Origin of the sequence: Streptococcus sp. E24BD (assembly GCF_041807825.1) — a bacterium.
Classification (GTDB): Bacteria; Bacillota; Bacilli; order Lactobacillales; family Streptococcaceae; genus Streptococcus; species Streptococcus entericus.
In genome coordinates, this window is the sequence record NZ_JBGTZB010000013.1 from 30,468 (window position 1) to 53,947 (window position 23,480).

Sequence of the window (23,480 nt, forward strand, 5' to 3'; positions counted from 1 at the left end):
TTCTCCTTAGAATATTAATTTTAGTCTATATCATTACGATTATAGCATATTTAAATGGCTTTGACAAAGGGTTTTAGATATCAATCGTTGAGTAAACAGCATTTTCTTCGATAAATTCACGTCGAGGAGCGACGTCATCACCCATCAGCATATCAAAAATGCGGTCTGCTTCAGCAGCATCATCGACAGACACCTGTGCCATCAAACGTTTTTCTGGATTCATCGTCGTTTCCCAGAGCTGGTGATCATCCATTTCCCCCAGACCCTTATAACGCTGAACTGTTGGTTTAGAGCGCCCTTGACTGTATTTGGCAACTGCCTCTCTGAGCCGTTCTTCCTGGTCGGCTCCCGGTTGGATGTACTCCTTAATCTCACTACCAACCTTAACCCCATAAATCGGTGGCTGGGCGATGTAAACATATCCCGCCTCTAAAACAGGGCGCATAAAGCGATAAATCAAGGTCAAGAGCAGGGTTCTGATGTGAGCACCATCAACATCGGCATCGGTCATGATAACTAGTTTCTGGTAGCGTGCCTTGGACACATCAAAGTCCGACCCAAACCCTGTTCCCATAGCGGTAAAAATGGTCCGAATTTCCTCGTTGGCAAGGATTTTGTCCATGGTTGCCTTTTCGACGTTGAGAATCTTACCCCGTATCGGCAAAATAGCTTGGAATGCACGATCACGTCCTGACTTAGCTGAACCACCAGCCGAATCACCCTCCACGATGAAGAGCTCCGTTTGGGTCGGATCGTTGGACGAGCAATCCGCAAGTTTCCCAGGCAGGTTGGAAATTTCAAGCCCTGATTTTTTTCGTGTGACCTCCCGCGCCCGCTTGGCCGCAATCCGCGCCTTGCTAGCAAGGATACCTTTTTCAACGATTTTACGAGCAATCTGTGGGTGTTCTAACAAGAAACGGTTAAAGGCATCGCTAAAAAGACGATTGGTGATCTTAACAACCTCGCTGTTACCAAGCTTGGTCTTGGTTTGCCCCTCAAACTGCGGATGCGGGTGCTTGACTGAAATAACTGCTGTCAGCCCCTCACGGACATCTTCGCCCGTCAGGTTATCATCTTTTTCTTTGAGAATATTATTTTTCTTAGCATAATCATTGATAACACGGGTAAGAGCTGTGCGGAAGCCTTGCTCATGGGTTCCCCCCTCGTGGGTATGGATATTATTAGCAAAGCTGAGCACCGTCTCATGATAACCGGTGGTGTACTGCATCGCGACTTCGACAGAGATACCATCCAGCTCCCCATCGGTATAAATCGGCTCTTCAAAGATATTATCTTTATTTTCATTGATAAAGCTGACGTAGCTGGCAATCCCACCCTCGTAATGGAAGCTCTTGGTCTCCTCGTCTTCACCACGTTTGTCGGTAATAGCGATTTTCAAGCCCTTGTTGAGAAAGGCCAGCTCCTGAACACGCTTAGCCAAACGGGCAAAATCATACTCGGTTGTTTCTGTGAAAATCTCAGAATCTGGCGTAAAATGCACCGTCGTCCCCGTGCGGTCAGTCTCACCGATGACCGCCAAATCGGCCACCACATCACCACGACGGTATTCTTGGTAGTAAATCTGCCCGTTCTTATAAACCTTAACATCAAGCTGCGTGGAGAGGGCATTTACAACAGATGAGCCAACGCCGTGAAGACCACCTGATACCTTGTAGCCACCACCGCCAAATTTACCCCCCGCATGGAGTACCGTAAAGACCGTCTCCACCGCAGGACGACCTGTCTTTTCCTGAATGTCGACAGGAATCCCACGACCATCATCAACAACCGTGATGGAATTATCCGGCTCAATAAACACCTCAATCTGACTCGCAAAACCAGCCAAGGCCTCATCGATGGAGTTGTCAACAATCTCCCAGACTAAGTGGTGCAAGCCCTCTTTGGAGGTTGAGCCAATATACATCCCTGGACGCATCCGAACAGCTTCTAAGCCTTCCAAAACCTGAATCTGACTAGCGTCATACTCCTGTGCTAATTGTTCTAAATCTTTCTCTGACATTATTTACACTTTCTTTACCGTTTTTACTCCTAAATAAGAGTAACATTCTGCTATATTATAGCATATTTTAAAGAAAATAACCAGTTTCACAACGTTTTCTTCGCAACAAACACCATGGAGAAAAAGGCTTGGGGCAAAGTTAAGCCTTAAAAATTTGTTCATGACATGTCACTCCTAAACCAGAACAAGCCAAATTGCCAGATCCTTAACCTTATCCTCGTCCAATCAGTCCCCTCAAAAATAGAGACGTATTATTCGCAGAATATGGTGGCATTTTTATAGGCTTGTTTTGATGAAATCATGCTATAATAGAGAAAACATGCAAAAAACTTAATTTAATAAGGATTAGCCATGCAGGAATTAATCAACTTTACCCCAATTGAACGTCAAGATTGGAAAACGCTCCATCAAAAAAGCCATGTTCCCTTAACTGAAGATGAACTCAACGCCATCAAAAGCTTCAACGACAGCATCACCATTCAGGAAGTTAGCGAAGTGTATCTCCCGCTTATCAAGCTTATTCAGATTTACAAACACAATCAAGATAACCTCAACTTCTCCAAAAGCATGTTCTTACAGGAACGCTTGAATAGCCGTCCCTTTATCATCGGGATTTCAGGTAGTGTCGCTGTCGGCAAATCAACCACCAGCAGGCTAATCCAGCTGCTTCTCGAACGCACCTATAAAAAAAGTAAGGTCGAGCTCATCACAACGGACGGCTTTCTCTACCCCAACGAGTATCTTATCGCCAATAATATCCTAAACAAAAAAGGCTTCCCTGAGAGTTACGACATGGAACGCTTGCTGAATTTTCTTGATACGGTAAAAAATAATGGCAGAGCAACCATGCCTGTCTACTCTCATGACATCTACGACATCGTGCCTGACCAAGTCCAAACGATTGATGCTCCTGATTTTCTGATTGTTGAAGGTATTAACGTCTTTCAAAACCAGCAAAACAATCGGCTCTACATGAGCGATTACTTTGACTTTTCTATCTACATCGATGCCGATAGCCAAATTATCGAAAACTGGTACCTGGAACGTTTTGAAAAGCACCTGGATCGTGCCAGAGAAGACACGACCAGCTACTACCACAAGTTTTCTCTCTGGGATAAGGCTGATGCTCAGCAATTTGCCAAAAACATCTGGAAAACCATCAATCTGGTCAATCTGGAGCACTACATCGAGCCAACCAGAAATCGAGCCGAGCTCATTCTTCATAAAAGCGATAACCATCAAATTGATAAGATTTACTTGAAAAAGTAAACTAGGAGAGTACTGATGTCATTTTTCAACTTATTCAAAAAGCAAAAAGAAACTCAGCTTTTTGCTCGTTTCTTGAGAAAATTTCCACCCGGTAAGCAAATTAGCAACATTTCTGCAGAGCAATTAGCTGATTATAACCACCGCTTGCCTCAAGAGTTGCAGGATTTTTTGCTACAGCATGGCGAAAGGGAATTAGCTGATGGCTTACTGACCATCATTAACCCCAAAGATTATCAGGGTACCTTAAATGCTTGGCTGGGTCAGGATTCTCTAGACCGTATCCCTCTCTTCAAAACGGCCTTTGGTGATCTGATTTATTATCGCCACCTTGATGATACCACCAGCGATATCGCTCTTCTCGACATTCATTATCGACAACCCCCTGTTCTAGCCTATCAGTGGCAAGATTTCTTTAGCCAACTCGCTCTTGAAGACCAGTTTACAACTGACCTCCTCAAACAACCTCTTTATCAAGAAGCTGTCAAAGGTCTAGGACCATTGGCTCCAAATGAGTGCTATTTCTTTACGCCAGCTTTAGTGTTTGGTGGTTCTGAGCAGGCAGACTACCTAGATAAAGGCGATTTGCTTATCCACCGTCACATCCTGCAAAATGCAGTCTAGTTTGACCTCTTATAAAATTTTTTCTGAAAAAGTAATTTCCACTTGTCAAATGAGAGTTTTTGCTATATAATGGGATAGTTAAGATAAATGGAGGTGAAAACATTGGCAAACATCAAATCAGCTATCAAACGTGCTGAGCTTAACGTTAAACAAAACGCTAAGAACTCATCACAAAAATCTGCGATGCGTACAGCGATTAAAGCATTTGAAGCAAACCCAACTGAAGAGTTGTTCCGCGCTGCTTCTTCTAGCATCGACAAGGCTGAGTCAAAAGGCTTGATCCACAAAAACAAAGCAAGTCGTGATAAAGCACGCCTTGCGTCAAAATTGGCATAATACCAAAACAACAAACCAGTTCCTTCAAAAAAGAACTGGTTTTTTGTTATTGTTGATTTGTACCCAAATTATTTAGCGCGGAATCTTGATGGCTAGCTGATAGGTGTGCTGGTCACCATAAAACTCATAACCTTGATAATTGGGTAAATGCCCTAACATGGCATGAACTGGTGAGGTGTCTGATTGTAAGACCGAAAAGGCTGTCTCATAGGCAACTTGATTTCCCATTTGAAAGCTAATCTCCTTGACTGAAGCATCTTTAACGTTTTCTGCGATAAAGTTAGTTAATGCAGTTTCATCATACGTCTCAAAATAGGAACCGTTCAGCACATAATAGTTAAGAGCATTCTCTGCTAGAGCCGGATAGACCAGCGCCTCTCCAACAGGACTGTCAAATCCTGTCCATGCAGTATGGGTTCGCTCAAAAATCTCTCGCGGTGTACAAAGATAGCTGTAATTAATGTGATTGGCATCTTGACCAGCGACAGCTGATTCAAAGGTTGGGTCTCCCCAAGTGGTGTCTACAGGGTAATAATCACCATCAATCTCAACAAGGTTCCACGCATGCGGATAATCGTAAGCAACAATATCCCCAGCAACGTAGAGGCAATTTAGCCCTGCTTTTTGACAGAGAAGCTGGAAAGCTCGGCTGTATCCTGCACAAACAGACTCTTGTTCCAGAAAAACAGAACGAGCACTCTGGTCTTGCCAAATCAACGATTCATTGTTTAAGGCTTCTATATGGTACTGAGTATGTTGGATAACGTATTCGTAAAGGTACTTGACCTTATCGTAATCGCTACCGTCAGGCATCTGCGCAATAACCTCATCTGCTACTCTTTGCACACGCTGATAAGTTTCTTTGGCATCTTTGGGGTAGATTAGTTGAGAAAAATCAATTTCTGATTGTTCTGATAGCCAATAAAACTCTGGAAAATCGTAGGTCACTGCCAGATAGATGCGTTTCAAACGGTCACTAGACGTCGTTTTAAAGGGTGATTTTGTATCGAATTGCCGCAAAGCTGTGACCAGTCGAATGTAATCTGCCTGTTCTTTTTTGCTTAATTGCTGGTAATAAAAGTTAGCTGCTACCGCAGCTTGCCCCTGCTTAATCACGTCATCATCAGCTGCTTCGGGCTGTTTTGCTTGCTCAGCAATTCCTAAACGAACCAGCTTTTGCTGGTAATGGCGAATTGCCTTGCTCGCTACAGGATAGAGAGACAGAGTTGACAAAGCAAGAGCTGCCAGACCATATCGTATTCTTTTATTCATATAAACTCCTGTGTTTGGTCATTATAGCATGGTTTCAAAAGGAAAGCAAGACGAGCTAGGACATTTGCCCTAGCTCATCTGTTGTAGAGGTAATTTAACTTCAAAAACCGTCCCTTTAGGCTGATTATCTCTAACTTTAATCGTGCCACCTAGGCTATGGACAATCTGTTTGGCCAAAGATAGGCCTAGACCAAAGCCACCTGTCTGTCTTGTTCTTGCCTTGTCCACTCGGTAAAAACGGTCAAATACCTTAATTTTATCTGACTCTGAGATGCCAACACCATTATCGGCAACTTCAACAAGCAAAGACTTCTCCACCTGACTAACTGTCAAGATGATGTGTCCATCGTCTGTTGTATATTTAACTGCATTATCAAATAGAATAGTCAACAATTGCTTCAGCAGGGTTTTATCTGAGCGAATTGCATGCTCCAGACGGTTGATGCCCTTGAACATTTTGCTATTTTCATCAGCGACTAATTGATAGTTGGTAAAAATCGTATCAAAAAATTCTGGCTGAATTGTCGTTAATTCAGGCGTCAAACCATCATCTCGCCGAGCTAGATTGAGCAAATTAGTCGTCAGCAAGCGCATATTACGTACCTCATCCAGACTAGCCGCAATACTCTCACTACTGTCCAAGATAGTAGCTTGCGGTTTTCTAAACAGATTCTCTAGACGATTTTGAAGAACGGTCAAAGGGGTTCTTAGTTCATGGCTGGCATTTTCAACAAATTTTTTCTGTCGCTCAAAACTCTCTAAAATCGGTTTTCTCGTCCGCTGAGCCAGATAAATACTTGCAAAAAGTGACACCACCCAGAAAAATATCATGACACTAATCACAACCCGAACCGTTCGCCTGTTACTGATGTCAAGCTGTTCCGTATTCACCAAAATGCTGGCATAAGCAATCTCGGGGTAATTAAGATTGCCTACTGGAACAGTAATAATCCGATAATACTCTTCTTTCCCCCAATAGGTTAGAATCTTTTCTTGTTCAATAACGTTCAAACGTGAGTCATCTAAAGGAAAGTCATAGGGTTGCGCCATATAGCCCATTTGGTTAATAATTTTTCCTTTTGCATCATAAAGAACAACGTCAATATTTGCTGCAAGGTACCGATTAGGTTTTAGTTTTGGACGCTCATCTTGTGGATTATCTGCCTCTCTTTCATTAAGTATTGCCCAAGTTAACTCTTCCATTGTCGGAAGTGACATCTGAAAATCAACATATTGGTTAATATTGTCCCGCGCTTCGAACAAACTCTTATCCACAGAGCCATAGATACCACTATTTAGGACTTGAATGATAATCATGGTCATCACAAGGAAAATGATGGTGAACACAGAGAAAAACAGTTTGAATGACGATTCATCGTGCTTGGGTTGTTGACCGTACCACTTATTTCGCATCTTTCAACATATACCCCACACTCCTCAAGGTCTGTAAATTATGCCCAAAGTCACTATCTTTAAGCTTTTTACGAATTTTAGATACATATACTTCTACAACTGAAATCGTTGTATCGCTATCAAAGCCCCAGATACGGTCAAAAATTTGTGTTTTAGGCAAAATAACATTTTGGTTTTGCATAAAATAAACCAGCAACTCAAATTCTTTGCCGAGCAATTCAACCTCAACACCGTCAACAGTAGTCGTATTGGTTGCCATATCAACAACAACGTTACCGTACTGAAGATTGTTATCAGTCAACTTGCCTGAACGCTTCAATAGAGCTTGGATACGCATTTTCAACTCTTCTAAATAAAATGGTTTGGTTAGATAGTCATCTGCTCCAAGTTCAAATCCCTTACCTTTGTCATCAAGATCTTCTTTAGCAGTCATGATTAAGACAGGAGTTGTATTTCCCTTAGCACGCAGTTCTTTCAGCACATCAAAACCATTTTTCTCAGGAATCATCACATCGAGCAAAATCAAATCGTAAACCCCACTCTCCGCTTCGTACAGTCCCTCGTCACCATCGAACACCTGCATCACGTCAACAAAATCATCTAAAAAGTCAAAAATAGAATTGGACAAATTCAAATCATCTTCAATTAACAATACTTTAATCATCTTCTTGCCTCCTTTATGCTATTATAGCACGGCTAAGCTCTATCGTAAATGCCTAGTTAAGGTAAGATAACAGAATTAACTTAAACTGAGCTAAACTGGGTTACCTCGGGTATAAAGGCAATCTCACCTAATACATTATTGCTCTCACTAAATCTATACACAAAAGCTGGACCTATTGCCCAGCTTTTAATGTTTATCCTGACTATGGAAGAAATGAAATGTGCACATGGTCATAATGGTTTTCAGTGACACTGCCACGGTCTTCCATTAAGTTCCAAGTATAGGCAGGACCATACTTGCTCTCATAAGGCGCATAAAAGCGCTGTTTCCAAATGATGTATGAAATCTTTTTCTCTGCCATATGCGAGGCCGCATAGGCTGCAATTTGGTCACCAAGCGCAGCATTATCTGTCACCATAAAATCAAGAGCTAGTCCCTTACCGTGGTCACCGGAATCAGGACGGTAGCCATGCACCCACATGGAACCAAATGCCGATAGGACTTCCTGTTTGTAGGCAACAACATGTGGCTGCAAACCTGCCTCAGATCCTGTAAATGTCGTGGCTTGAGCAGTTGCGGTAACCGCAGGAGCGACAGTTGTTGCCACAGGGGGTTCTACGACTTTTTCAACGACCTCTGGAGCAGCTTCAACAGGAGTTGTCGCAACAACAGGTTCTAACACAGCTGGAGCTGGTGCTACTGAAGCTACTGGCTCAGTTGAAGGCGCCGCCTCAACAGGTGCTGGTGCTGTAACGGCAGAATCAGGTGTCTCAACTGTTGTGGTCTCAGGCTGAGCTTCAACCACTTCGATAGCAACTGGGGTTTCTGGAGTAACTTCCTCAGTAAGCGTTGCTTCAGCAACTGGTGTTGCTGGAACTGTTTCTTCAATCACCTCAGCCTCAGTTTCTGATACTTCTGGAACAACTTCAGTAGGTGCTTCTGCTACTGGAGCTGTTACCTCTACTGCTGGCTGTTCAGCAGGAGTTTCGCTACTTGTTACTTCTGCCAAGTCCACTACTTGATTATTGATAACTGCTTGGTTTGTTTCTAGATTGATACTGGCTTGTGCAGGCTCTGCTTCTTGTCTTGCTGGCGCTTGAATCTCAAGAGTTGTCACTGCATGGTTTTCATTAACAGTTGTTGTCAACACAGTTCCAGGGAAAATCAAATCAAGGTTGCTGATTTGGTTAATGTTACCCAATAATTCAACATCAACACCCAGTACCTCAGCAATCGTGCTAAGCGTGTCGCCATATTTGATGGTATAACTCGCTTGATGGCCCTGCTGACTCAAATCTGCAGCCACGTCATCTGCTGTACGAGGTGTCCAAACGACATCTTGTGCCTGAACAATCCCTGAAGTCAATAATGTCAGAGCCACACTTGAGCCCAGAATCATTTTTTTACGCATGGTTATTTCTCCTTGTTCTTTCGAGACTATCTCTATCATAGCACAAACAACTGCTTTTTCAATAGCCTTAGGGATGATTTAACCAAACTGTATTATTTAAGCACTTTTTTGTCAATCATGTTACAAGATGTGTTGCTCGTGTCACAACTGACCTTCTAGCACCACACAGAGGACTAAAATAAACCAATAGCTCTACCGTCTGACGAGACGTCCATATTGAGGGCGGCTGGTTGTTTCGGCAAGCCTGGCATGGTCAGCACATCACCTGTTAAGGCTACAATAAAACCTGCACCAGTTTTTGGGACAAATTCTCTGATGGTTACCTCAAACTCTTCAGGTGCCCCAAGAAGGGCTGGATTGTCTGAAAAGCTGTATTGCGTTTTTGCCATACAAATTGGTAAGTCTCCCCAACCATTTTTCTCAATATCGGCTAGTTGTTGCTTTGCAGTGTGGGTCAAGGTCACAGACTTGGCACGGTAGATTGTTTTAGCAACTTTTTCGACCTTGGTCAATAACTGATCAGAAGTCGCATAGAGACGTTGGTAACTTGCCTTATCCTCTTTTAGGACTTCAACTAAGGTTTCAGCTAGAGCTACGCCACCAGCAGCGCCATTTTTCCAACTACTAGACAGCTCGACTGGCACATCAATAGTAGCACATAACTCTTTGAGTTTAGCAATTTCAGCAGGTGTATCAGTAACAAATTCATTGATGGCAACCACCGCAGGAATACCAAATGTTCTAATGTTTTCCACATGCCGCGCTAAATTAGCAAAACCTGCTTCTATTGCCTTGACATTCTCATCAGTTAACTGATATTTGGCAACACCGCCGTGCATCTTGAGTGCTCGTAAGGTTGCGACAATGACCACTGCACTTGGTTGCACAGGTAATTGTGGTGTCTTGATGTTCAGGAATTTCTCTGCCCCCAAATCAGCACCAAAACCAGCTTCTGTTACCACCACATCTGCTAGTCGTAAAGCGGTGCTTGTTGCTAAAACAGAGTTACAGCCATGAGCAATATTAGCAAATGGTCCGCCATGAACAAAAGCTGGTGTGCCATAAATGGTTTGTACCAGATTAGGTTTGATCGCATCTTTGAGCAAGAGAGCTAAAGCACCCTCAACCTGCAGGTCTCGGACATAGACAGGTGATTTATCGTAGCGATAAGCGACTACAATATTGCTCAACCGCTCTTTAAGATTGTCTAAATCGGTCGCTAAGCACAAGATAGCCATGATTTCACTGGCTACCGTGATGTCAAAGCCGTCCTCACGAGGCACACCATTGACAGGACTGCCCAGCCCAACGATTACCTGACGAAGCGCACGGTCATTGAGGTCAACAACGCGTTTCCAGATGATACGACGGGGGTCAATGCCTAGCTCGTTCCCCTGCTGGAGATGATTATCAATCAAGGCAGCCAAGGCATTGTTGGCTGTTGTAATAGCGTGCATGTCCCCAGTGAAATGCAGATTGATGTCCTCCATAGGCAGAACCTGTGCATAACCTCCGCCAGCTGCACCACCCTTGACCCCCATGACTGGTCCAAGAGATGGTTCGCGCAAAGCAATCATGGTTTTCTGTCCTATTTTATTCAGTGCATCAGCCAAGCCGATAGTCATGGTTGATTTACCTTCACCAGCTGGGGTTGGATTGATGGCTGTCACCAATACTAATTTCCCTAAAGGCTGATCGGATAGCTGAGCTATTTTCTCAAAAGACAGCTTAGCTTTATATTTCCCATAAAGCTCCAAATCATCTGGACAAATTCCAAAAGGTTCAACAATATCCACAATAGGCTGAAGAACTGCTGCCTGAGCAATTGCAATATCTGTTGTCATGGTCTAGTCTCCTTACTGCATTTGCTTAAGTATAACAAAAAAAGATAAAAAACGCATTATTTTTTATCTTTTTTTAAAGATATGCCAATTAAACCGAACGTTTTTTAGTGGTTGTTCGATTCCTAAGATAAAGTGTTAATTGCTTCTACCGCACCTCTGCACCGAGTGTGTTGGTCAGAGAGCTAGTAATTTTATCCATAAATGTCGCGACTTCCTCGTCCGTCAGGCTGGCTTCTGGGTTTTGGAAGGTCAGGTTGTAGGCCATGGACTTGGTGCCTGCTGGCAGCTTATCCCCTTCGTAGATGTCAAAGAGTTTGATGGCTGTCAGGCGTTTGACCTTAGCTGCTGCGATGGCTTCCAGCACCGCTTGGTGACTAGTTTCTTTTGGCAATAGCAGAGCGATATCACGGCTAACAGCTGGGAACTTGCTGATGTCTGTAAAGATAGCCGCTTCTGGCAGGGCAGCCTCGATCGCTGTCAGGTTGAGCTCAGCCACATAGGTCTCAGGAATATCATAAGCCTTAGCTGTCTGCGGGTGCACCTGACCGATAAAGCCAATGCTGGTGCCATCTGCCAGCTGAATCGCTGCTGTCCGACCTGGATGCAGGCTAGCCAGCTCTGCCATTGGCACATAAGTCACCTCAAGTCCTAGCTTGACAAAGAGCATCTCCAAGATGCCCTTGGCATAGTAAAAATCGACTGGCACAGCTGGGGTCTGGAAGTCTTTATCTGTCACCAGTCCTGTCAGAGCAAGGGAGAAACCGTTGATTTCAGTCGGTAGGTCTTCCTGTGGGTTGCCAGTCTGGGCAAAGGTCTTGCCGATTTCATAGAGGGCAAGGTTCTTATTCTTGCGGTTAACGTTGTAGGCGACAATGTCCAGCATACCAGAGACCATGTTTTGACGCAGGACAGAACGGTCAACCGTCATCGGCCACATGAGTTCTGTCTGGGCAGTCAGTGCTGGGGTAAAGGCTGTCGCCTTTTCTGGCGTGGTCAGGGCATAGGAGACCACCTCAGTCAAGCCTGCCCCCTCTGCCAAGGTTCGCACCTGACGACGGAGGCGCTGAGTCATCGTCAACTCGCCTGCTGTCCCACCTGTCTCAGGCAGGGTAGTTGGGAGCTTATCATAACCGTAGATACGGGCAATTTCCTCGACCAAATCCGCCTGAATGCTGATGTCCCAGCGACGTTTTGGCACACTGACCGTAAAGCTGTTGGCAGATCCTTCTAAGCCAAAGCCCAACTGGGCAAAGATCTGCTCCACATCAGCATAGGTCAGCTCTGTTCCCAAACGGCTGTTGACATGGGCAAGGCTGCTAGTCACCTCAACTGGTTCGGTGTCCAAATCACCTGCCACCAAGCTACCAGCCGTTGGCTGACCACCTGCCAGCTCTTGCAAAAGAGCTGCTGCCATGTCCAGAGCTTCTGAAACCGTCGCCACATTGACGCCTTTTTCAAAACGCGAAGAGCTTTCCGAACGTAGATTGAGACGACCAGAGGTCTTGCGGATGGACTTACCATTGAAAATAGCAGCTTCCAAGACCACGTTTTTAGAGGTCTCATCAATCTCAGTTGACTGACCTCCCATGACACCTGCTAAGGCAACAGCCTTGTCATTGACCGAAATCACGATATCGTCAGTCACCAGCTCTCGCTCCTCGCCATCAAGGGTGATGATGGTCTCTCCGTCCCGAGCCTGACGAGCCACAATGTGGTTACCGTCAAACTTATCCAAGTCAAAGGCGTGCATGGGCTGTCCATAGTAGAGCAGAATGTAGTTGGTCACATCGACCACGTTGTTAATGGGACGAATACCAGCGTTCATGAGCAGGTTTTGCAGCCATTGCGGGCTTGGCGCGATGGTGACATTTTCCACCACCCGAGCCTGATAGCTGAGCACCTTGTCGGTCTCGATAGCCACCGAAAGCTTATCGGCAGTCTGATCTTGGCTTTCGCTCAGCGATTTTTCCGAAAAATGCACCGACTTACCGTAAATCGCTGCTACTTCGTGAGCAACACCACGCATGGAGAGGGCGTCGGCACGGTTAGGGGTGATGGAGAGCTCGATGATGGCGTCGTCCATGCTCAGATAAGGAAAGACGGAGCTACCAACTTCAGCCTCCTCTGGTAAAATCTGAATACCATCGGCGAACTCCTTAGGCACCACGCTGTCAGAAACACCTAGCTCCCCCAGAGAGCAAATCATGCCGAGAGACTCCAGCCCACGGATTTTGCTCTTTTTAATCTTGTAATTATTGGCAATCCGAGCCCCTGGCAGAGCCACCATGACTTTGATGCCTGCGCGGACATTAGGCGCTCCGCAGACAATTTGGCGGGGCTCACCGTCACCAGTGTCCACCTGACAGAGGTGGAGATGGGTGTCAGGCACATCCTCGCAAGAGAGGACATGACCGACCACGATATTGGACAGGCCCTCAGCAGGTGTAGTCACGCCCTCTACTTCGATACCTGTCGTTGACATTTTTTCGGCTAATTCAGCGACTGGGACACCAATGTCGACCAGCTCTTTTAGCCACTTGTAAGATACTAACATGGGTTCTTCTTTCTTTATTTTTTATTTTGACTGTTTCCTTAAGTGGTGCGGACGGTAGGTAAAACAGTCTAGGAGACTGTTTTAGCAAAGTTACAGAGTTCCATTCCTAAGTTTGGAGCCTAAAGTCTCCAAACTTCCGTGAGAGTGGGACAAAAATCAGTAACCCGAAGGTTTCGATTTTGTCGTCCCGCCTCCGCACAGTTGAGTGGGGCTGTAAAAGCTGATGAAATCAGCGTATTAGAGCCCACTCAACCACTGCGTCTTGCTGACTTTATGATAATAAATGGAGAGAAAAGAACTTTTGTCCAGCCTCTTTCACTACAGAGGAGACAGTTGATACGCTCGCTAACGCTCGTTTGTTACTCCTGATATAGGATTGGATACACCACTTCAAACTCTTCGCAGACAATGTTTGAATGACCGTTGAAGACAAGTCCTGCTTCTTCGTAATAAGGTTTGAAAAAGTCTTCATGGACTTGTCGCCAGTAGGCTAGACTGCGGTCGCCCTCGCCTTCTTTGTAGGCATGCTCTGCGCTCACCTCATCAAAGGGCGTGACATAGACCTTAGTCACTTGGATTACACAGACAGCATTGCCTTGACCATCTAAGACAACATCATAGCTACCTGCTTCTGGCAGAGGGTCATTATCTAGAGCATAAAGGTCATAGCCAGAGGCGGTAGCGGTTTTGGTATCGTCTAGGACTAACTGAGCGAGTTCATCTGGCAAAACGCCGAAGGCCCAAGCCTCATAGTCATCTCCTGCTTGAGGGTTAACTGTCTTATATTCTTTCCATAACTGTTCTGGGGTCATTTGGTAATCCTCCGTTTCATCAGCCAGTCGGTATCAATCTTGTCTCCGACAGGAAATCGGTGCTCTGAAAATTTTTCAAAACCATATCGCTCATAAAAAACCTGCGCCTTGTGGTTGTGCTCCCACACCCCCAGCCAGACCCAGTCCTGTCCAGACTGGTCGGCCTGCTCCAAGGCAAAATTGAACAAGGCCTGTCCCAACCCCTGACCTTGATAGGCCTTGAGCAGGTAAATCCGTTGAATCTCAAAGCCCTTGTCGAGTTCTTGCTCGGTCTGTGCACTGCCCCAGTTGAGTTTGAGGTAGCCAGCCCAGTTCCCATCGACAGTCAGGACATAGGTTGCAGACTGAGGATGCAGAAGCTCTGAACGTAGTTGCTCCTCACTATAAGCTGTGGCAAAATAAGCCTCCAGTTCTGCTGGGCTATTGTCCTGACCAAAGGTCTCTGTAAAGGTCGCCTGACAGAAGGTCTGAAGCGCCTGCCACTGGTCAGGGCTCACGCGACTAATGGTCATAGCTCCCTCCTACTTGAACTGCTCTGAGAAGCGGGCGTCGCCTTGGTAGAAGCCACGGATATCGTTGATGCCGTAGCGCAGCATGGCAATCCGCTCCTGGCCAAGACCAAAGGCAAAGCCAGAGTAGACCTCAGGGTCAATACCGCTCATCTCCAGCACGCGCGGGTGAACCATGCCAGCCCCCAAAATCTCAATCCAACCCGTCTTTTTGCAGACGTTACAGCCGTCACCGCCACATTTGAAGCAGGACACATCGACCTCAACCGATGGCTCGGTAAATGGGAAGTAAGACGGGCGCAGGCGGATTTTTCTGTCCTCACCGAACATCTTCTTGATAATCATCTCAAGCGTGCCCTTGAGGTCACCCATGGAAATGTTCTCGCCGACCACGAGCCCCTCAATCTGATGGAACTGATGGCTATGGGTCGCATCATCAGTATCACGACGGAAAACCCGCCCCGGTGAAATCATCTTGAGCGGTCCTTGGCTAAAGTCATGCTGATCCATTGTTCTGGCCTGCACAGGGCTTGTATGGGTGCGAAGCAAGATGTCTTCGGTGATGTAGAACGTATCCTGCATGTCACGAGCAGGGTGGTCTTTTGGCAGGTTCATCCGCTCAAAGTTGTAATAGTCCTTCTCCACCTCATACCCATCGACAATCTGGAAGCCCATACCAAGGAAAATGTCCTCAATCTCCTCGCTGGTCTGCGTCAAGACATGACGATTTCCCTGCTTGATGAGACGACCTGGCAGGGTGACATCAAGGCTTTCGGCAGCTAACTTGGCTTCGATGGCTGCTTCCTCCAAAAGTTGTGCTGCTTCGTCAAAGGCAGCTGTCAGCACATCACGCACCTCATTGACCATCTTGCCGACAATCGGCTTCTGGTCGTTGGACAAGTCTTTCAGACCTTTCAATAATTCGGTCAGGGAACCTTTTTTCCCCAGCACCTGCACTTTCAGGTCTTGGAGGTCCTTGGCATTCTCGTGCCGAATGTCCTTGAGTTTGGCAACGGTCGTCGCCTGTAAATCTTTGAGTTGTGTTTGTAAATCCATGAGATTCCTTTCTTGTTAGTGTGGTCTATTCGTCAGAAAAAAAGAAAACGCATGCCAATACTCCCAATAAGCGGAGCGTTGACACGCGGTACCATCCGTTTTCTATCCATCCCTGTCAGAACAGACCTTGATTTTAGCCCTTGACATGAGTGAATTCAACAGCGTTTCACTGATTGAGCTTGCAGTCTCGGCTCAACTCCCTGAACAGCTTCCCATCTGTCTACTGGTCTCACAGGCTGATATTTAATTAAGTGTATTGTATCAAAATCGCAAGGAAATAGCAAGGTCTATCACTTACTTTTTCACCATATAAACCTGAAAATGAGCTGTGCTGACAATCCCAACATTTGAGCTATCTGAACATTAAGAAGTAGCCGTCTCCCATAATCTAGCATACAGTCCATCTGCTTCTAACAGACTGTGATGAATGCCTTGTTCTACAACATCTCCATCTGCCATCACTAAAATCACATCAGCTGACTGAATGGTTTTTAAACGATGAGCGATGACAAAACTGGTACGACCTACCATCAATTTTGACAACGCATCTTGAACAAGCTGCTCTGTCAGGGTATCTAAGGACGACGTCGCCTCATCAAAAATGATGATTTGTGGTGACTTGAGAAATACCCGAGCGATCGCTAATAACTGCTCCTGTCCCTGTGATAAGACAACCTGATCACCATCCAAAATCGTATCATACCCTTGTGGCAATTGGCGAATAAAAAAGTCTGCATTGGCTGTCTGAGCTGCTGCTACTATCTCATCGTGACTTGCTGACGGGCGACCATAAGCAATATTCTCTGCAATAGTGGCTTTTTTTAGCCAAGTTTCCTGCAAGACGACTGCAATGTGGTCATAAAAGTCAGCCTTTTTTAAGGCTTTAATCGGCTGACCATCCAGTAAAATTTGTCCCCCTTGAGGCTCATAAAACCGCATCAACAGATTGATTAAGGTCGTCTTTCCAGCACCTGTTGGGCCAACAATCCCCACCATGCTACCAGCAGGAATCTCGAGGTCAAGATGCTTCATCAATAAGCGGTCAGGTTCATAACCAAAACTCACATCCTCAAAAGTTATTTCCCCTTGAACAACTGGTCTAGGACTTGAGACGACATCTGCTTCCTCAGGCAAGTCAATCATATCCAACAAACGGTGATAACTGACCTGCGTAGCCTGTGATTCTGCAAAAACAGACGAAATCTCGTTGAAAGGCTTGGTGTACTGGTTGACATAGGTTAAAAAGCTTGTTAATTGCCCCAGCGTCATCCGACCTAAAAGCAACTGATAGCTGCCTAAAACAACCAAAAGTGCATAAATCACTGCATTGACAAAGCGGGTCAAGGGATTGACCGTTGAACTGTAAAAAATTGCTGATTGGCTACTTTTCCCATATTCAGAGCTTAACTCTTGAAATTGTGTAGACACCTGTTCCTGTGCACCATAAGCCTGTATCAAAGGGAGAACTTGCAGGTGCTCATCTAAAAACTGAGTCATCTGATCACGTTTTTTTCCCTGCTCTTGATAGAAACGATGAGCTGATGCTGTCACACGATGAGTCAACAAAAAAGAGACAGGAGTCAGGGCAAGAACAAGAAGGACAAGCCAGCCATTCATGTACGCCATCATGGCTAGGGTTAGTACAAGTGTCATCACGCCAGGTAAAAATTGACTAAACAACAAAATCAAGCCCTGACTAAGTTGCTGGCTGTCTACTGTCAGACGATTAAGAAAATCACCTTGCCCATACTTATCCAAAACCGCTATCGGCAGGCGAAAGGTCTTTGTCATAGTAGTCTGCCTCAGCTCGCTAACATAAGTTTCAACCAGCCTGTTATATAGCGGTGGTGTTGCCCACTGGAGGAATGTATTTAGCAGTATTAGCGTGCCCAATTGCAGCAACAACTGCCAGAATGCTCCTTCAATCAACAGTTGGTCAAGAATTCTCCCTAAAAGATAAGGAAAAAGGGTCGTCAGTCCCACCTGCCCCATCAAGAGTAAACCAATTCCCCAAAATAGACGACTGTGCCTCAACTCATCTAAAAAAGAGAGTAGCCCTTTAATCATTCGCCCCACCTCCTTTCAGCTGTGACTGATAAAGATTTTGGTAAATAGCAGAGCTCCTAAGGAGCTCTTGATGGGTCCCTTGACCAACCAATTGCCCCTTATCAAGAACCAGAATCTGTTCTGCTGTCATCACATTTTTTAGACGTTGGGAAACCATCACGAGCAAGGTATCAGGGAACTGCGCCTTAATCGCAGATAAGACCTTCATTTCCGTCAGATAATCTAAGGCTGATGTCGCATCATCCAAGATGAGAACAGGTGATGGCTTCACCAGGGCACGAGCCAGTGCCAAGCGCTGGCGCTGACCACCAGAAAAGTTAGCGCCAAGTGGCGCTACAGGCGCATCAAGTTGTTCAGGTAGGGCTTGAACAAAGGTTTTAGCTTGTGCCAAGTCCAGCGCCTGCCATAAGGTCTCGTCTGAGACAGGAGCTGATAGCCCTAGCATCAAATTAGAACGAATTGTCCCAGACAGTAGGCGACTTTTTTGTGGCACTAGACGAACAGCTTGACGCCATTCAGTAAGTGTCAGCTCTGCACTCGCTCGGCTTAGCCTTAAGGAAATTTGCCCTCGACTAGGCGGTAATAAGCCTGCCAGAAGATTGACAACACTTGATTTTCCTGCACCCGTTGTTCCAACAATCCCAACAAATTGCCCTAATGGAAGAGTGAGGGATAAATTGGATAAGACAGGATAATCAGCAGAACCATAAGTCAAACCAACCGTTTCCAATTCATAACCCAACACTGATTGACGGTCAATCGGATAGGTCTGGTGTAGGTTTTCCTCTTCTTCCAAAAAGAGCCCTCTAATCCGCTGACCACTCACCCAAGCCTGACTAAGGCTAGCCGTTAAACTCATCATCTTGAGCAATTCTTGCAAAATCTGCAATAAATAATTTACCAGAGCAACTAAAGCTCCCGCACTAAGCTGACCACCAAAAATATCCTGACGTCCCTGATAAATTAAAACAAGAAGAGACAAATTGACAATGATGTAGGTTCCTGGATTGATAAGATTAGCCAGATTGGCCGCTTTTATCGTTTCATGGGTATAGGTCTCCTGATTTTTAGAGTAATCGGCTTGCTCTCTATCGATTTGATGAAATGCTCGAATCAATCGCATGCCCGATAATTGCTCTGAAATGACTGAAAACAACTTCTCTTGCTGCTGTTTCAAGAACAGAAAAGCAACGCTAACACGTCTGGATAGGCCATATGCTAAACCAAAAAGACCAGCTACCATCAATAAATAAATGATGGTTAGTGAAGGACTGATGAAAAATGCCATGACCACCGCACCAAAAACAATAATTGGTGCGCGTAATACTAACCGTAGAAAAAGGTTGAGCCCTGTCTGTAAGGCTAGAACATCAACTGTCAATCGCGTCAATAAAGCGCTATTTCCTAGCGCTTGTTGCTGATGAACCGAAAGCCCTGTTACATGACGAAACAGGGTCTGATTGAGCGCTGTCGCAAAACCGACCGACGCTTTTGCTGCTAGATACTGAGCGAGCAAGGCAACAAGCACATTAAACATGGCTAGACCAATCAGACCAGCCCCCCAGAACCATAGCAGACGGGGCTGGTGCTGAGGCAAGACCTGATCAATGATGATTGAAAGAGCCATCGGAACTAAAAGCTCAAGTAATGCCTCTAAGAGTTTTAAGAGCGGCGACCAAATCAGTTGCCAGCGATAGGGTTTTAAAAAGGGTAAAAAGTAAGTCACATCAATTTTCCTCAATAGCAGCAACCAACTTTATCAAAGTGAGGTTGAGCTGAACCTGTTTGGCATAGTAATAATTGCCCCCATTACGCAAGAGCATAGGTTCTCCATGCCAAATCGACACGGGATGGTAGTAGGAATATGTCTGCCCATCGGTATTCCCCAAACTTGGAGCCACCACCTCTCGGGAATAGGTTTTGGCTAGGTCAACGGTCGTCACCCCACCCCTCTGAGCCACATAGTCAATGTAAGCTGTACCGAAATTATAGGCTTGAACGGCTGTCCAAACATCAACACCAGCGTTGTCAGCCACCACGAAGTTCTCAGACAGAACAGTGATGCCTTGAATCAAGCTCTCCTTATTATCCGTGATGTGACCTGGTAAACCAGTCAGACTCTCACTGGACTGGATAAGGTCATCAGACTTACCCTTGGTCTCGGTGTATATCATGGCTAAAATCAAGTCTTGACCAGCAGGACTACCTGTTTCAGCCAAGACTTCCTGCACTAAGGGACGATAGGTCAACACATGCTTGATTGCCAGATAGGTTCGGGCACTCCATAAACCCAGACCTAGTACTAGCACAAACACGATCAAACGTCGTAAACGTTTCAACATTATTTGCTGACAATGTCCTTGATATTTTTGATCAAAATGGAGTAGGTTCCGTCATGGTTCTGGATAAATTCCACGCTGTCAGCATCCTCATAAACATGGTTAGGCACCAAAAGCTCAATGCCGTTGGAGAGGGAGAGTTTTTGATTTTCCAGCTTTTTTAACTGGCGTGAGGCATCGATGTCTGTCAGCTTGATCGGCTCTGGGATAGCTTCCTTGAGCTCGTCCACAAAGGTCAGCCGAGCAGTTAAATTATCATCAAAGAGTTGATTAGCCAACTCCTCAGGCGATAACTGATGACCAGCCTCCAAGCTCTTGTGGAGGGCTGATTTCATCTTGCCCTGAAAGGCAAAATCGTCCTGATTGAAATTGTCCGCAATCTTCTGCGCCGTCTGCTCCATGAGTTTGATGGACTTTTTGACCGACTGCTCAGGAGCTACCGCAAGGAGATTTTCAGAGAAATAATTGGCAAAGGCGCCATTGTGCTTAATCCGCTTCTCAATCAGGTAATAATCACGGGTGTCCAGATTGATGATGAGAGCCTCATCCGGCGCTTGAGCTGCCGATGGGAGGTTATTGGTCGTCATCTGAATGGGCTTATCGCTATCTACCGAGCTGTGCACCAGATTTTCCTTGAGGGTCAGACGCAAGAAGGCAAAATACGGCTGTCCGTCCTTATCAACATCCAAAAAGACCAAGTCATTGGTCTTCTGATTGTCGCTGATGACAAACTCTTCTTTCCAGAGCTGTGCCATCTTGACAGAGGTCTCATAGCGGTCATCGCTCAAGAGGCTCAGGAACGCATTGCCGGCGGCAAACTGCCCGCGCTTTGCCTCATCAGAAAAGACCTTACTGAGTTTTTTTCGGAAATACTCATCCAAGCGCGGCGTCAACTCCAAGGGTTGCTCTGCCAAACGAAGCTCTGTATCATCTGGGCTAAATTGGTGAATGATGACCCGCTTCACATAAAGGTCCATAGTCGCCTCCTTCTTGACTTTTTTTAGCTCATTGATTTTCTCTTTTGGAAAATAGCCGAGCGGTAAACTGTTCTCCCATTTTACCATAAAGGCTGGTATCAAACAAGGCAAAAAAGGTAACGCTCACAGCAGGAATAATATGAAAAAACACTTATAACAACCCTATTGCCACAAGTGTTTAATCGAGGACATCTCAAAAAATCATCGACATTTAAGGACTAACGATTTTCAAAAGACCAAGCCAAAGTCAAAGACTCATTAGCTCCTATCTGCCACCAAGCCGAGGTCCTGCAATAAACGTTGACGAACTAGAGTTAGACTATCTAGGTCTTGGTGAACTTTTACTAATACAATACCTCCTTGAAGGCTAGCTAGGAGATTAATTGCCTGTTCACGACAAGCGCCTCTTGAGCGTTCGGGATAAGCTGCTTGTAAAACAGACACAAGAGCCTCCTCCCAGTCAGTCATAAACGCTTTCAGCAATTCCTGAAAATGAGGTTCTTGAGCCGATAACTCGACAATCAAATTTCCCAAAGGGCAACCATAGAACACCGTCTGATTCTGATGAAACTCAAAAAACCAATCCACCATGGCCACTAGAGCCTGTCTAGGATTTTCTTGGGAAAGAATACCATCTAAGAGCTGACTTCTCCATTCCCCTAAAAGCTGAGTAACTACTTCCAGACCGATGGCCTGTTTCGATGCAAAATAATGATAGAGTTGCCCCTTACCAACCCCACTGGCTGCCATAATATCACTAATTGATGTCGCTAGATAACCTTGACGATAAATCAATTCAGTGGTCTGCTTTAAAATCCTCTCTCTGGTTGTCATCTTCATACCTTTTTATCCGTTTTTTTAATTATACCATCTTTTCAAGCCAAATACTTTACAAGATGATTTTTTCATGGTACTCTATTTTCTGTACCGAACGGTAGGTACTGAAAATCATATTGAAGAGGTATTTTTATGTTTAACCCAAAAAACGTTGCCATCGTGATTACTGACCCACAAGTAGAGTTCTTGAAGCCTGCTGGTAAAGGCTTTGGGGCTACAAAAGACATTCTTGAAAAGGTCAATACCATCGAGAATTTGATTAACTTATTTGCTGTTGCTAAAAACAAGGGCTACAAACGCTTCATCTCTGCGCACTACTTCTACCCACATGACACCAAGTGGCAATTCAAAGCAGCTGGCGAAACCATGATGATCGAAAACCAAATGTTCTGGCGTGACAGCCAATACAGCCCTGTTGTGGATGGTTCTGGAGCGGATATTATCCCTGAAATGAAGGAACTCATGGATGAAGACACCATCCTCACTAGCCCGCACAAGATTTTCGGTCCTGAAAGCAATGACCTCGCTCTGCAATTGCGCAAAAACGGTATCGACACCATCATCCTCGCTGGTATGAATGCTAACCTCTGTGTGGATTCTCACATGCGTGAGTTGATCGAATCAGGCTTTAACGTGATTGTGGCAAAAGATGCCATTGGCGCTCCTGGTCAGGAGGCTTACGATGCTGCTCTAACCAACTTTGGTTACATTGCTAACCAAGTCCTAACCACTGAAGAAGTCATTGATGCCCTATAATCACCAAACCATCATTAAAAAGTATCTTATGAAACATATGAATCCTACCACACAACTCATCAGAATTAAAAAAACATACCATGGTAACTAAAGTTGTTCAACAAAAAAAATATTGAAATTATTGCCACACCTGCCTATCATCCCCATTAATGTAACCATTAACTCCAAAAACCATCTAAATTCCCTTCACTGAAATCAGTGGCTTTTATGGTCTCATCTGTTTAAAAAAGAGATGATTTCAATGTAAATCTTGTCAAAAGGTTAGGGTCTTTAAAACTAGTCTCTTGAAGAAAAATTATTAAAACTCTGAGCTCATCAGATAGACGATGACTCTACTCCTCCTCAATAAAGAATCCCTTACCCGTATTGCATCAAAACTCACTATCTCTGCTTACCTACACAGTCTATCGCAAGATCAAGTAATATCAGTTTCATGCGAAATATTCTTCCTTAGTTGAAATCCTATTTTGGTATAAAGTCTCCTATCAGAAAGGCAAACTGACCTTTATCGCACAGGATTTCAAGACTAAGAAAAACATCGCCATTATAAAAATCGTCTCAAATCTAAGACTTATTCCATCAACATCAAAATTTGTACCTGAATCGGTTACACTAAACTAGACAGAATTTATAAAGTGTTCTACACTAAAGAAAACAGGAGAACTCTATGTCTAGAAAAATCCGTCGTCAATTTAGTGATGACTTTAAGCAACAAATTGTTGA

At 45.0% G+C, this 23,480-nt stretch carries 20 protein-coding genes; 4 read left to right on the forward strand and 16 right to left on the reverse strand.

Annotated features, from left to right (window positions below; genetic code table 11):
* Positions 1-73: 73 nt before the first annotated feature.
* Positions 74-2,020 carry a DNA topoisomerase (ATP-hydrolyzing) subunit B gene (gene gyrB / locus ACERC5_RS04650; RefSeq protein WP_373660281.1) on the reverse strand — a complete coding sequence of 649 codons (1,947 nt, stop codon included), beginning with the start codon at positions 2,018-2,020 and terminating at the stop codon, positions 74-76.
* A 3-nt stretch (positions 2,021-2,023) separates the two neighbouring features.
* A complete protein-coding gene (locus ACERC5_RS04655) occupies positions 2,024-2,182 on the reverse strand; it encodes a hypothetical protein (protein WP_373660282.1) in 159 nt (52 codons plus the stop codon).
* A 189-nt stretch (positions 2,183-2,371) separates the two neighbouring features.
* Between ACERC5_RS04655 and coaA the strand changes: the two genes are divergently transcribed.
* The 3 genes from coaA (at position 2,372) to rpsT (ending at position 4,246) form a co-directional block, all read left to right on the forward strand.
* Positions 2,372-3,289, forward strand: a complete 918-nt coding sequence (gene coaA, locus ACERC5_RS04660) for a type I pantothenate kinase (RefSeq protein WP_373660283.1) — start codon at positions 2,372-2,374, stop codon at positions 3,287-3,289.
* A gap of 15 nt (positions 3,290-3,304) precedes the next feature.
* The gene (locus ACERC5_RS04665; RefSeq protein WP_373660284.1) at positions 3,305-3,910 is read left to right on the forward strand and encodes a T6SS immunity protein Tdi1 domain-containing protein; all 606 of its coding nucleotides are present in this window, start codon (positions 3,305-3,307) and stop codon (positions 3,908-3,910) included.
* Positions 3,911-3,997: 87 nt separating this feature from the next.
* Positions 3,998-4,246, forward strand: a complete 249-nt coding sequence (gene rpsT, locus ACERC5_RS04670) for a 30S ribosomal protein S20 (RefSeq protein WP_018368578.1) — start codon at positions 3,998-4,000, stop codon at positions 4,244-4,246.
* 72 nt (positions 4,247-4,318) lie between these two features.
* Here rpsT and ACERC5_RS04675 read toward each other — a convergent pair whose 3' ends face one another.
* From ACERC5_RS04675 to ACERC5_RS04740, 14 genes are all read right to left on the reverse strand, one after another.
* Complete coding sequence (locus ACERC5_RS04675; protein WP_373660285.1) at positions 4,319-5,518, reverse strand: transglutaminase domain-containing protein; 1,200 nt, start codon at positions 5,516-5,518, stop codon at positions 4,319-4,321.
* Positions 5,519-5,587: 69 nt separating this feature from the next.
* Positions 5,588-6,931: a sensor histidine kinase gene (locus ACERC5_RS04680; RefSeq protein ID WP_373660286.1), complete on the reverse strand. Its 1,344-nt coding sequence runs from the start codon at positions 6,929-6,931 to the stop codon at positions 5,588-5,590.
* Complete coding sequence (locus ACERC5_RS04685; RefSeq protein WP_018368581.1) at positions 6,921-7,595, reverse strand: response regulator transcription factor; 675 nt, start codon at positions 7,593-7,595, stop codon at positions 6,921-6,923. The genes ACERC5_RS04680 and ACERC5_RS04685 overlap by 11 nt, the downstream gene beginning before the upstream one ends.
* Before the next feature lie 202 nt (positions 7,596-7,797).
* The gene (locus ACERC5_RS04690; RefSeq protein WP_373660287.1) at positions 7,798-9,006 is read right to left on the reverse strand and encodes a LysM peptidoglycan-binding domain-containing protein; all 1,209 of its coding nucleotides are present in this window, start codon (positions 9,004-9,006) and stop codon (positions 7,798-7,800) included.
* Between the two features lie 173 nt (positions 9,007-9,179).
* The gene (locus tag ACERC5_RS04695) at positions 9,180-10,850 is read right to left on the reverse strand and encodes a formate--tetrahydrofolate ligase (RefSeq protein WP_373658994.1); all 1,671 of its coding nucleotides are present in this window, start codon (positions 10,848-10,850) and stop codon (positions 9,180-9,182) included.
* A 145-nt stretch (positions 10,851-10,995) separates the two neighbouring features.
* Positions 10,996-13,404: a phenylalanine--tRNA ligase subunit beta gene (pheT, locus tag ACERC5_RS04700; RefSeq protein ID WP_373660288.1), complete on the reverse strand. Its 2,409-nt coding sequence runs from the start codon at positions 13,402-13,404 to the stop codon at positions 10,996-10,998.
* Between the two features lie 359 nt (positions 13,405-13,763).
* Complete coding sequence (locus ACERC5_RS04705; protein ID WP_373660289.1) at positions 13,764-14,216, reverse strand: ASCH domain-containing protein; 453 nt, start codon at positions 14,214-14,216, stop codon at positions 13,764-13,766.
* Positions 14,213-14,728, reverse strand: coding sequence for a GNAT family N-acetyltransferase (locus tag ACERC5_RS04710; protein WP_373658991.1), 516 nt, complete (start codon positions 14,726-14,728; stop codon positions 14,213-14,215). The genes ACERC5_RS04705 and ACERC5_RS04710 overlap by 4 nt, the downstream gene beginning before the upstream one ends.
* Positions 14,729-14,737: 9 nt before the next feature.
* Positions 14,738-15,781, reverse strand: coding sequence for a phenylalanine--tRNA ligase subunit alpha (gene pheS / locus ACERC5_RS04715; RefSeq protein WP_373658990.1), 1,044 nt, complete (start codon positions 15,779-15,781; stop codon positions 14,738-14,740).
* A gap of 363 nt (positions 15,782-16,144) precedes the next feature.
* Positions 16,145-17,848 carry an ABC transporter ATP-binding protein gene (locus ACERC5_RS04720; RefSeq protein WP_373658989.1) on the reverse strand — a complete coding sequence of 568 codons (1,704 nt, stop codon included), beginning with the start codon at positions 17,846-17,848 and terminating at the stop codon, positions 16,145-16,147.
* Positions 17,841-19,574, reverse strand: coding sequence for an ABC transporter ATP-binding protein (locus tag ACERC5_RS04725; protein ID WP_373660291.1), 1,734 nt, complete (start codon positions 19,572-19,574; stop codon positions 17,841-17,843). The genes ACERC5_RS04720 and ACERC5_RS04725 overlap by 8 nt, the downstream gene beginning before the upstream one ends.
* A 1-nt stretch (position 19,575) precedes the next feature.
* Positions 19,576-20,190 carry a lysozyme family protein gene (locus tag ACERC5_RS04730; RefSeq protein WP_373660292.1) on the reverse strand — a complete coding sequence of 205 codons (615 nt, stop codon included), beginning with the start codon at positions 20,188-20,190 and terminating at the stop codon, positions 19,576-19,578.
* The gene (locus ACERC5_RS04735) at positions 20,190-21,164 is read right to left on the reverse strand and encodes a nucleoid-associated protein (RefSeq protein WP_373660295.1); all 975 of its coding nucleotides are present in this window, start codon (positions 21,162-21,164) and stop codon (positions 20,190-20,192) included. Before ACERC5_RS04735 ends, ACERC5_RS04730 begins: the two co-directional genes overlap by 1 nt.
* A 258-nt stretch (positions 21,165-21,422) precedes the next feature.
* Positions 21,423-22,004: a TetR/AcrR family transcriptional regulator gene (locus ACERC5_RS04740; RefSeq protein ID WP_373660293.1), complete on the reverse strand. Its 582-nt coding sequence runs from the start codon at positions 22,002-22,004 to the stop codon at positions 21,423-21,425.
* A gap of 129 nt (positions 22,005-22,133) precedes the next feature.
* Between ACERC5_RS04740 and ACERC5_RS04745 the strand changes: the two genes are divergently transcribed.
* Positions 22,134-22,757, forward strand: coding sequence for a cysteine hydrolase (locus tag ACERC5_RS04745; RefSeq protein WP_373660294.1), 624 nt, complete (start codon positions 22,134-22,136; stop codon positions 22,755-22,757).
* Positions 22,758-23,480 lie beyond the last annotated feature (723 nt).

Bases quoted from the DNA above. Each gene is read 5' to 3' on its own strand.
- ACERC5_RS04705 (WP_373660289.1), bottom strand. From the start codon at position 14,216: ATGACCCCAGAACAGTTATGGAAAGAATATAAGACAGTTAACCCTCAA.
- ACERC5_RS04735 (WP_373660295.1), bottom strand. From the start codon at position 21,164: ATGGACCTTTATGTGAAGCGGGTCATCATTCACCAATTTAGCCCAGAT.
- ACERC5_RS04740 (WP_373660293.1), bottom strand. From the start codon at position 22,004: ATGAAGATGACAACCAGAGAGAGGATTTTAAAGCAGACCACTGAATTG.
- ACERC5_RS04710 (WP_373658991.1), bottom strand. From the start codon at position 14,728: ATGACCATTAGTCGCGTGAGCCCTGACCAGTGGCAGGCGCTTCAGACC.
- ACERC5_RS04685 (WP_018368581.1), bottom strand. From the start codon at position 7,595: ATGATTAAAGTATTGTTAATTGAAGATGATTTGAATTTGTCCAATTCT.
- gyrB (WP_373660281.1), bottom strand. From the start codon at position 2,020: ATGTCAGAGAAAGATTTAGAACAATTAGCACAGGAGTATGACGCTAGT.
- coaA (WP_373660283.1), top strand. From the start codon at position 2,372: ATGCAGGAATTAATCAACTTTACCCCAATTGAACGTCAAGATTGGAAA.
- ACERC5_RS04675 (WP_373660285.1), bottom strand. From the start codon at position 5,518: ATGAATAAAAGAATACGATATGGTCTGGCAGCTCTTGCTTTGTCAACT.
- ACERC5_RS04655 (WP_373660282.1), bottom strand. From the start codon at position 2,182: ATGAACAAATTTTTAAGGCTTAACTTTGCCCCAAGCCTTTTTCTCCAT.
- pheS (WP_373658990.1), bottom strand. From the start codon at position 15,781: ATGGATTTACAAACACAACTCAAAGATTTACAGGCGACGACCGTTGCC.
- rpsT (WP_018368578.1), top strand. From the start codon at position 3,998: ATGGAGGTGAAAACATTGGCAAACATCAAATCAGCTATCAAACGTGCT.
- ACERC5_RS04695 (WP_373658994.1), bottom strand. From the start codon at position 10,850: ATGACAACAGATATTGCAATTGCTCAGGCAGCAGTTCTTCAGCCTATT.
- pheT (WP_373660288.1), bottom strand. From the start codon at position 13,404: ATGTTAGTATCTTACAAGTGGCTAAAAGAGCTGGTCGACATTGGTGTC.
- ACERC5_RS04730 (WP_373660292.1), bottom strand. From the start codon at position 20,190: ATGTTGAAACGTTTACGACGTTTGATCGTGTTTGTGCTAGTACTAGGT.
- ACERC5_RS04680 (WP_373660286.1), bottom strand. From the start codon at position 6,931: ATGCGAAATAAGTGGTACGGTCAACAACCCAAGCACGATGAATCGTCA.
- ACERC5_RS04690 (WP_373660287.1), bottom strand. From the start codon at position 9,006: ATGCGTAAAAAAATGATTCTGGGCTCAAGTGTGGCTCTGACATTATTG.
- ACERC5_RS04720 (WP_373658989.1), bottom strand. From the start codon at position 17,848: ATGATTAAAGGGCTACTCTCTTTTTTAGATGAGTTGAGGCACAGTCGT.
- ACERC5_RS04745 (WP_373660294.1), top strand. From the start codon at position 22,134: ATGTTTAACCCAAAAAACGTTGCCATCGTGATTACTGACCCACAAGTA.
- ACERC5_RS04665 (WP_373660284.1), top strand. From the start codon at position 3,305: ATGTCATTTTTCAACTTATTCAAAAAGCAAAAAGAAACTCAGCTTTTT.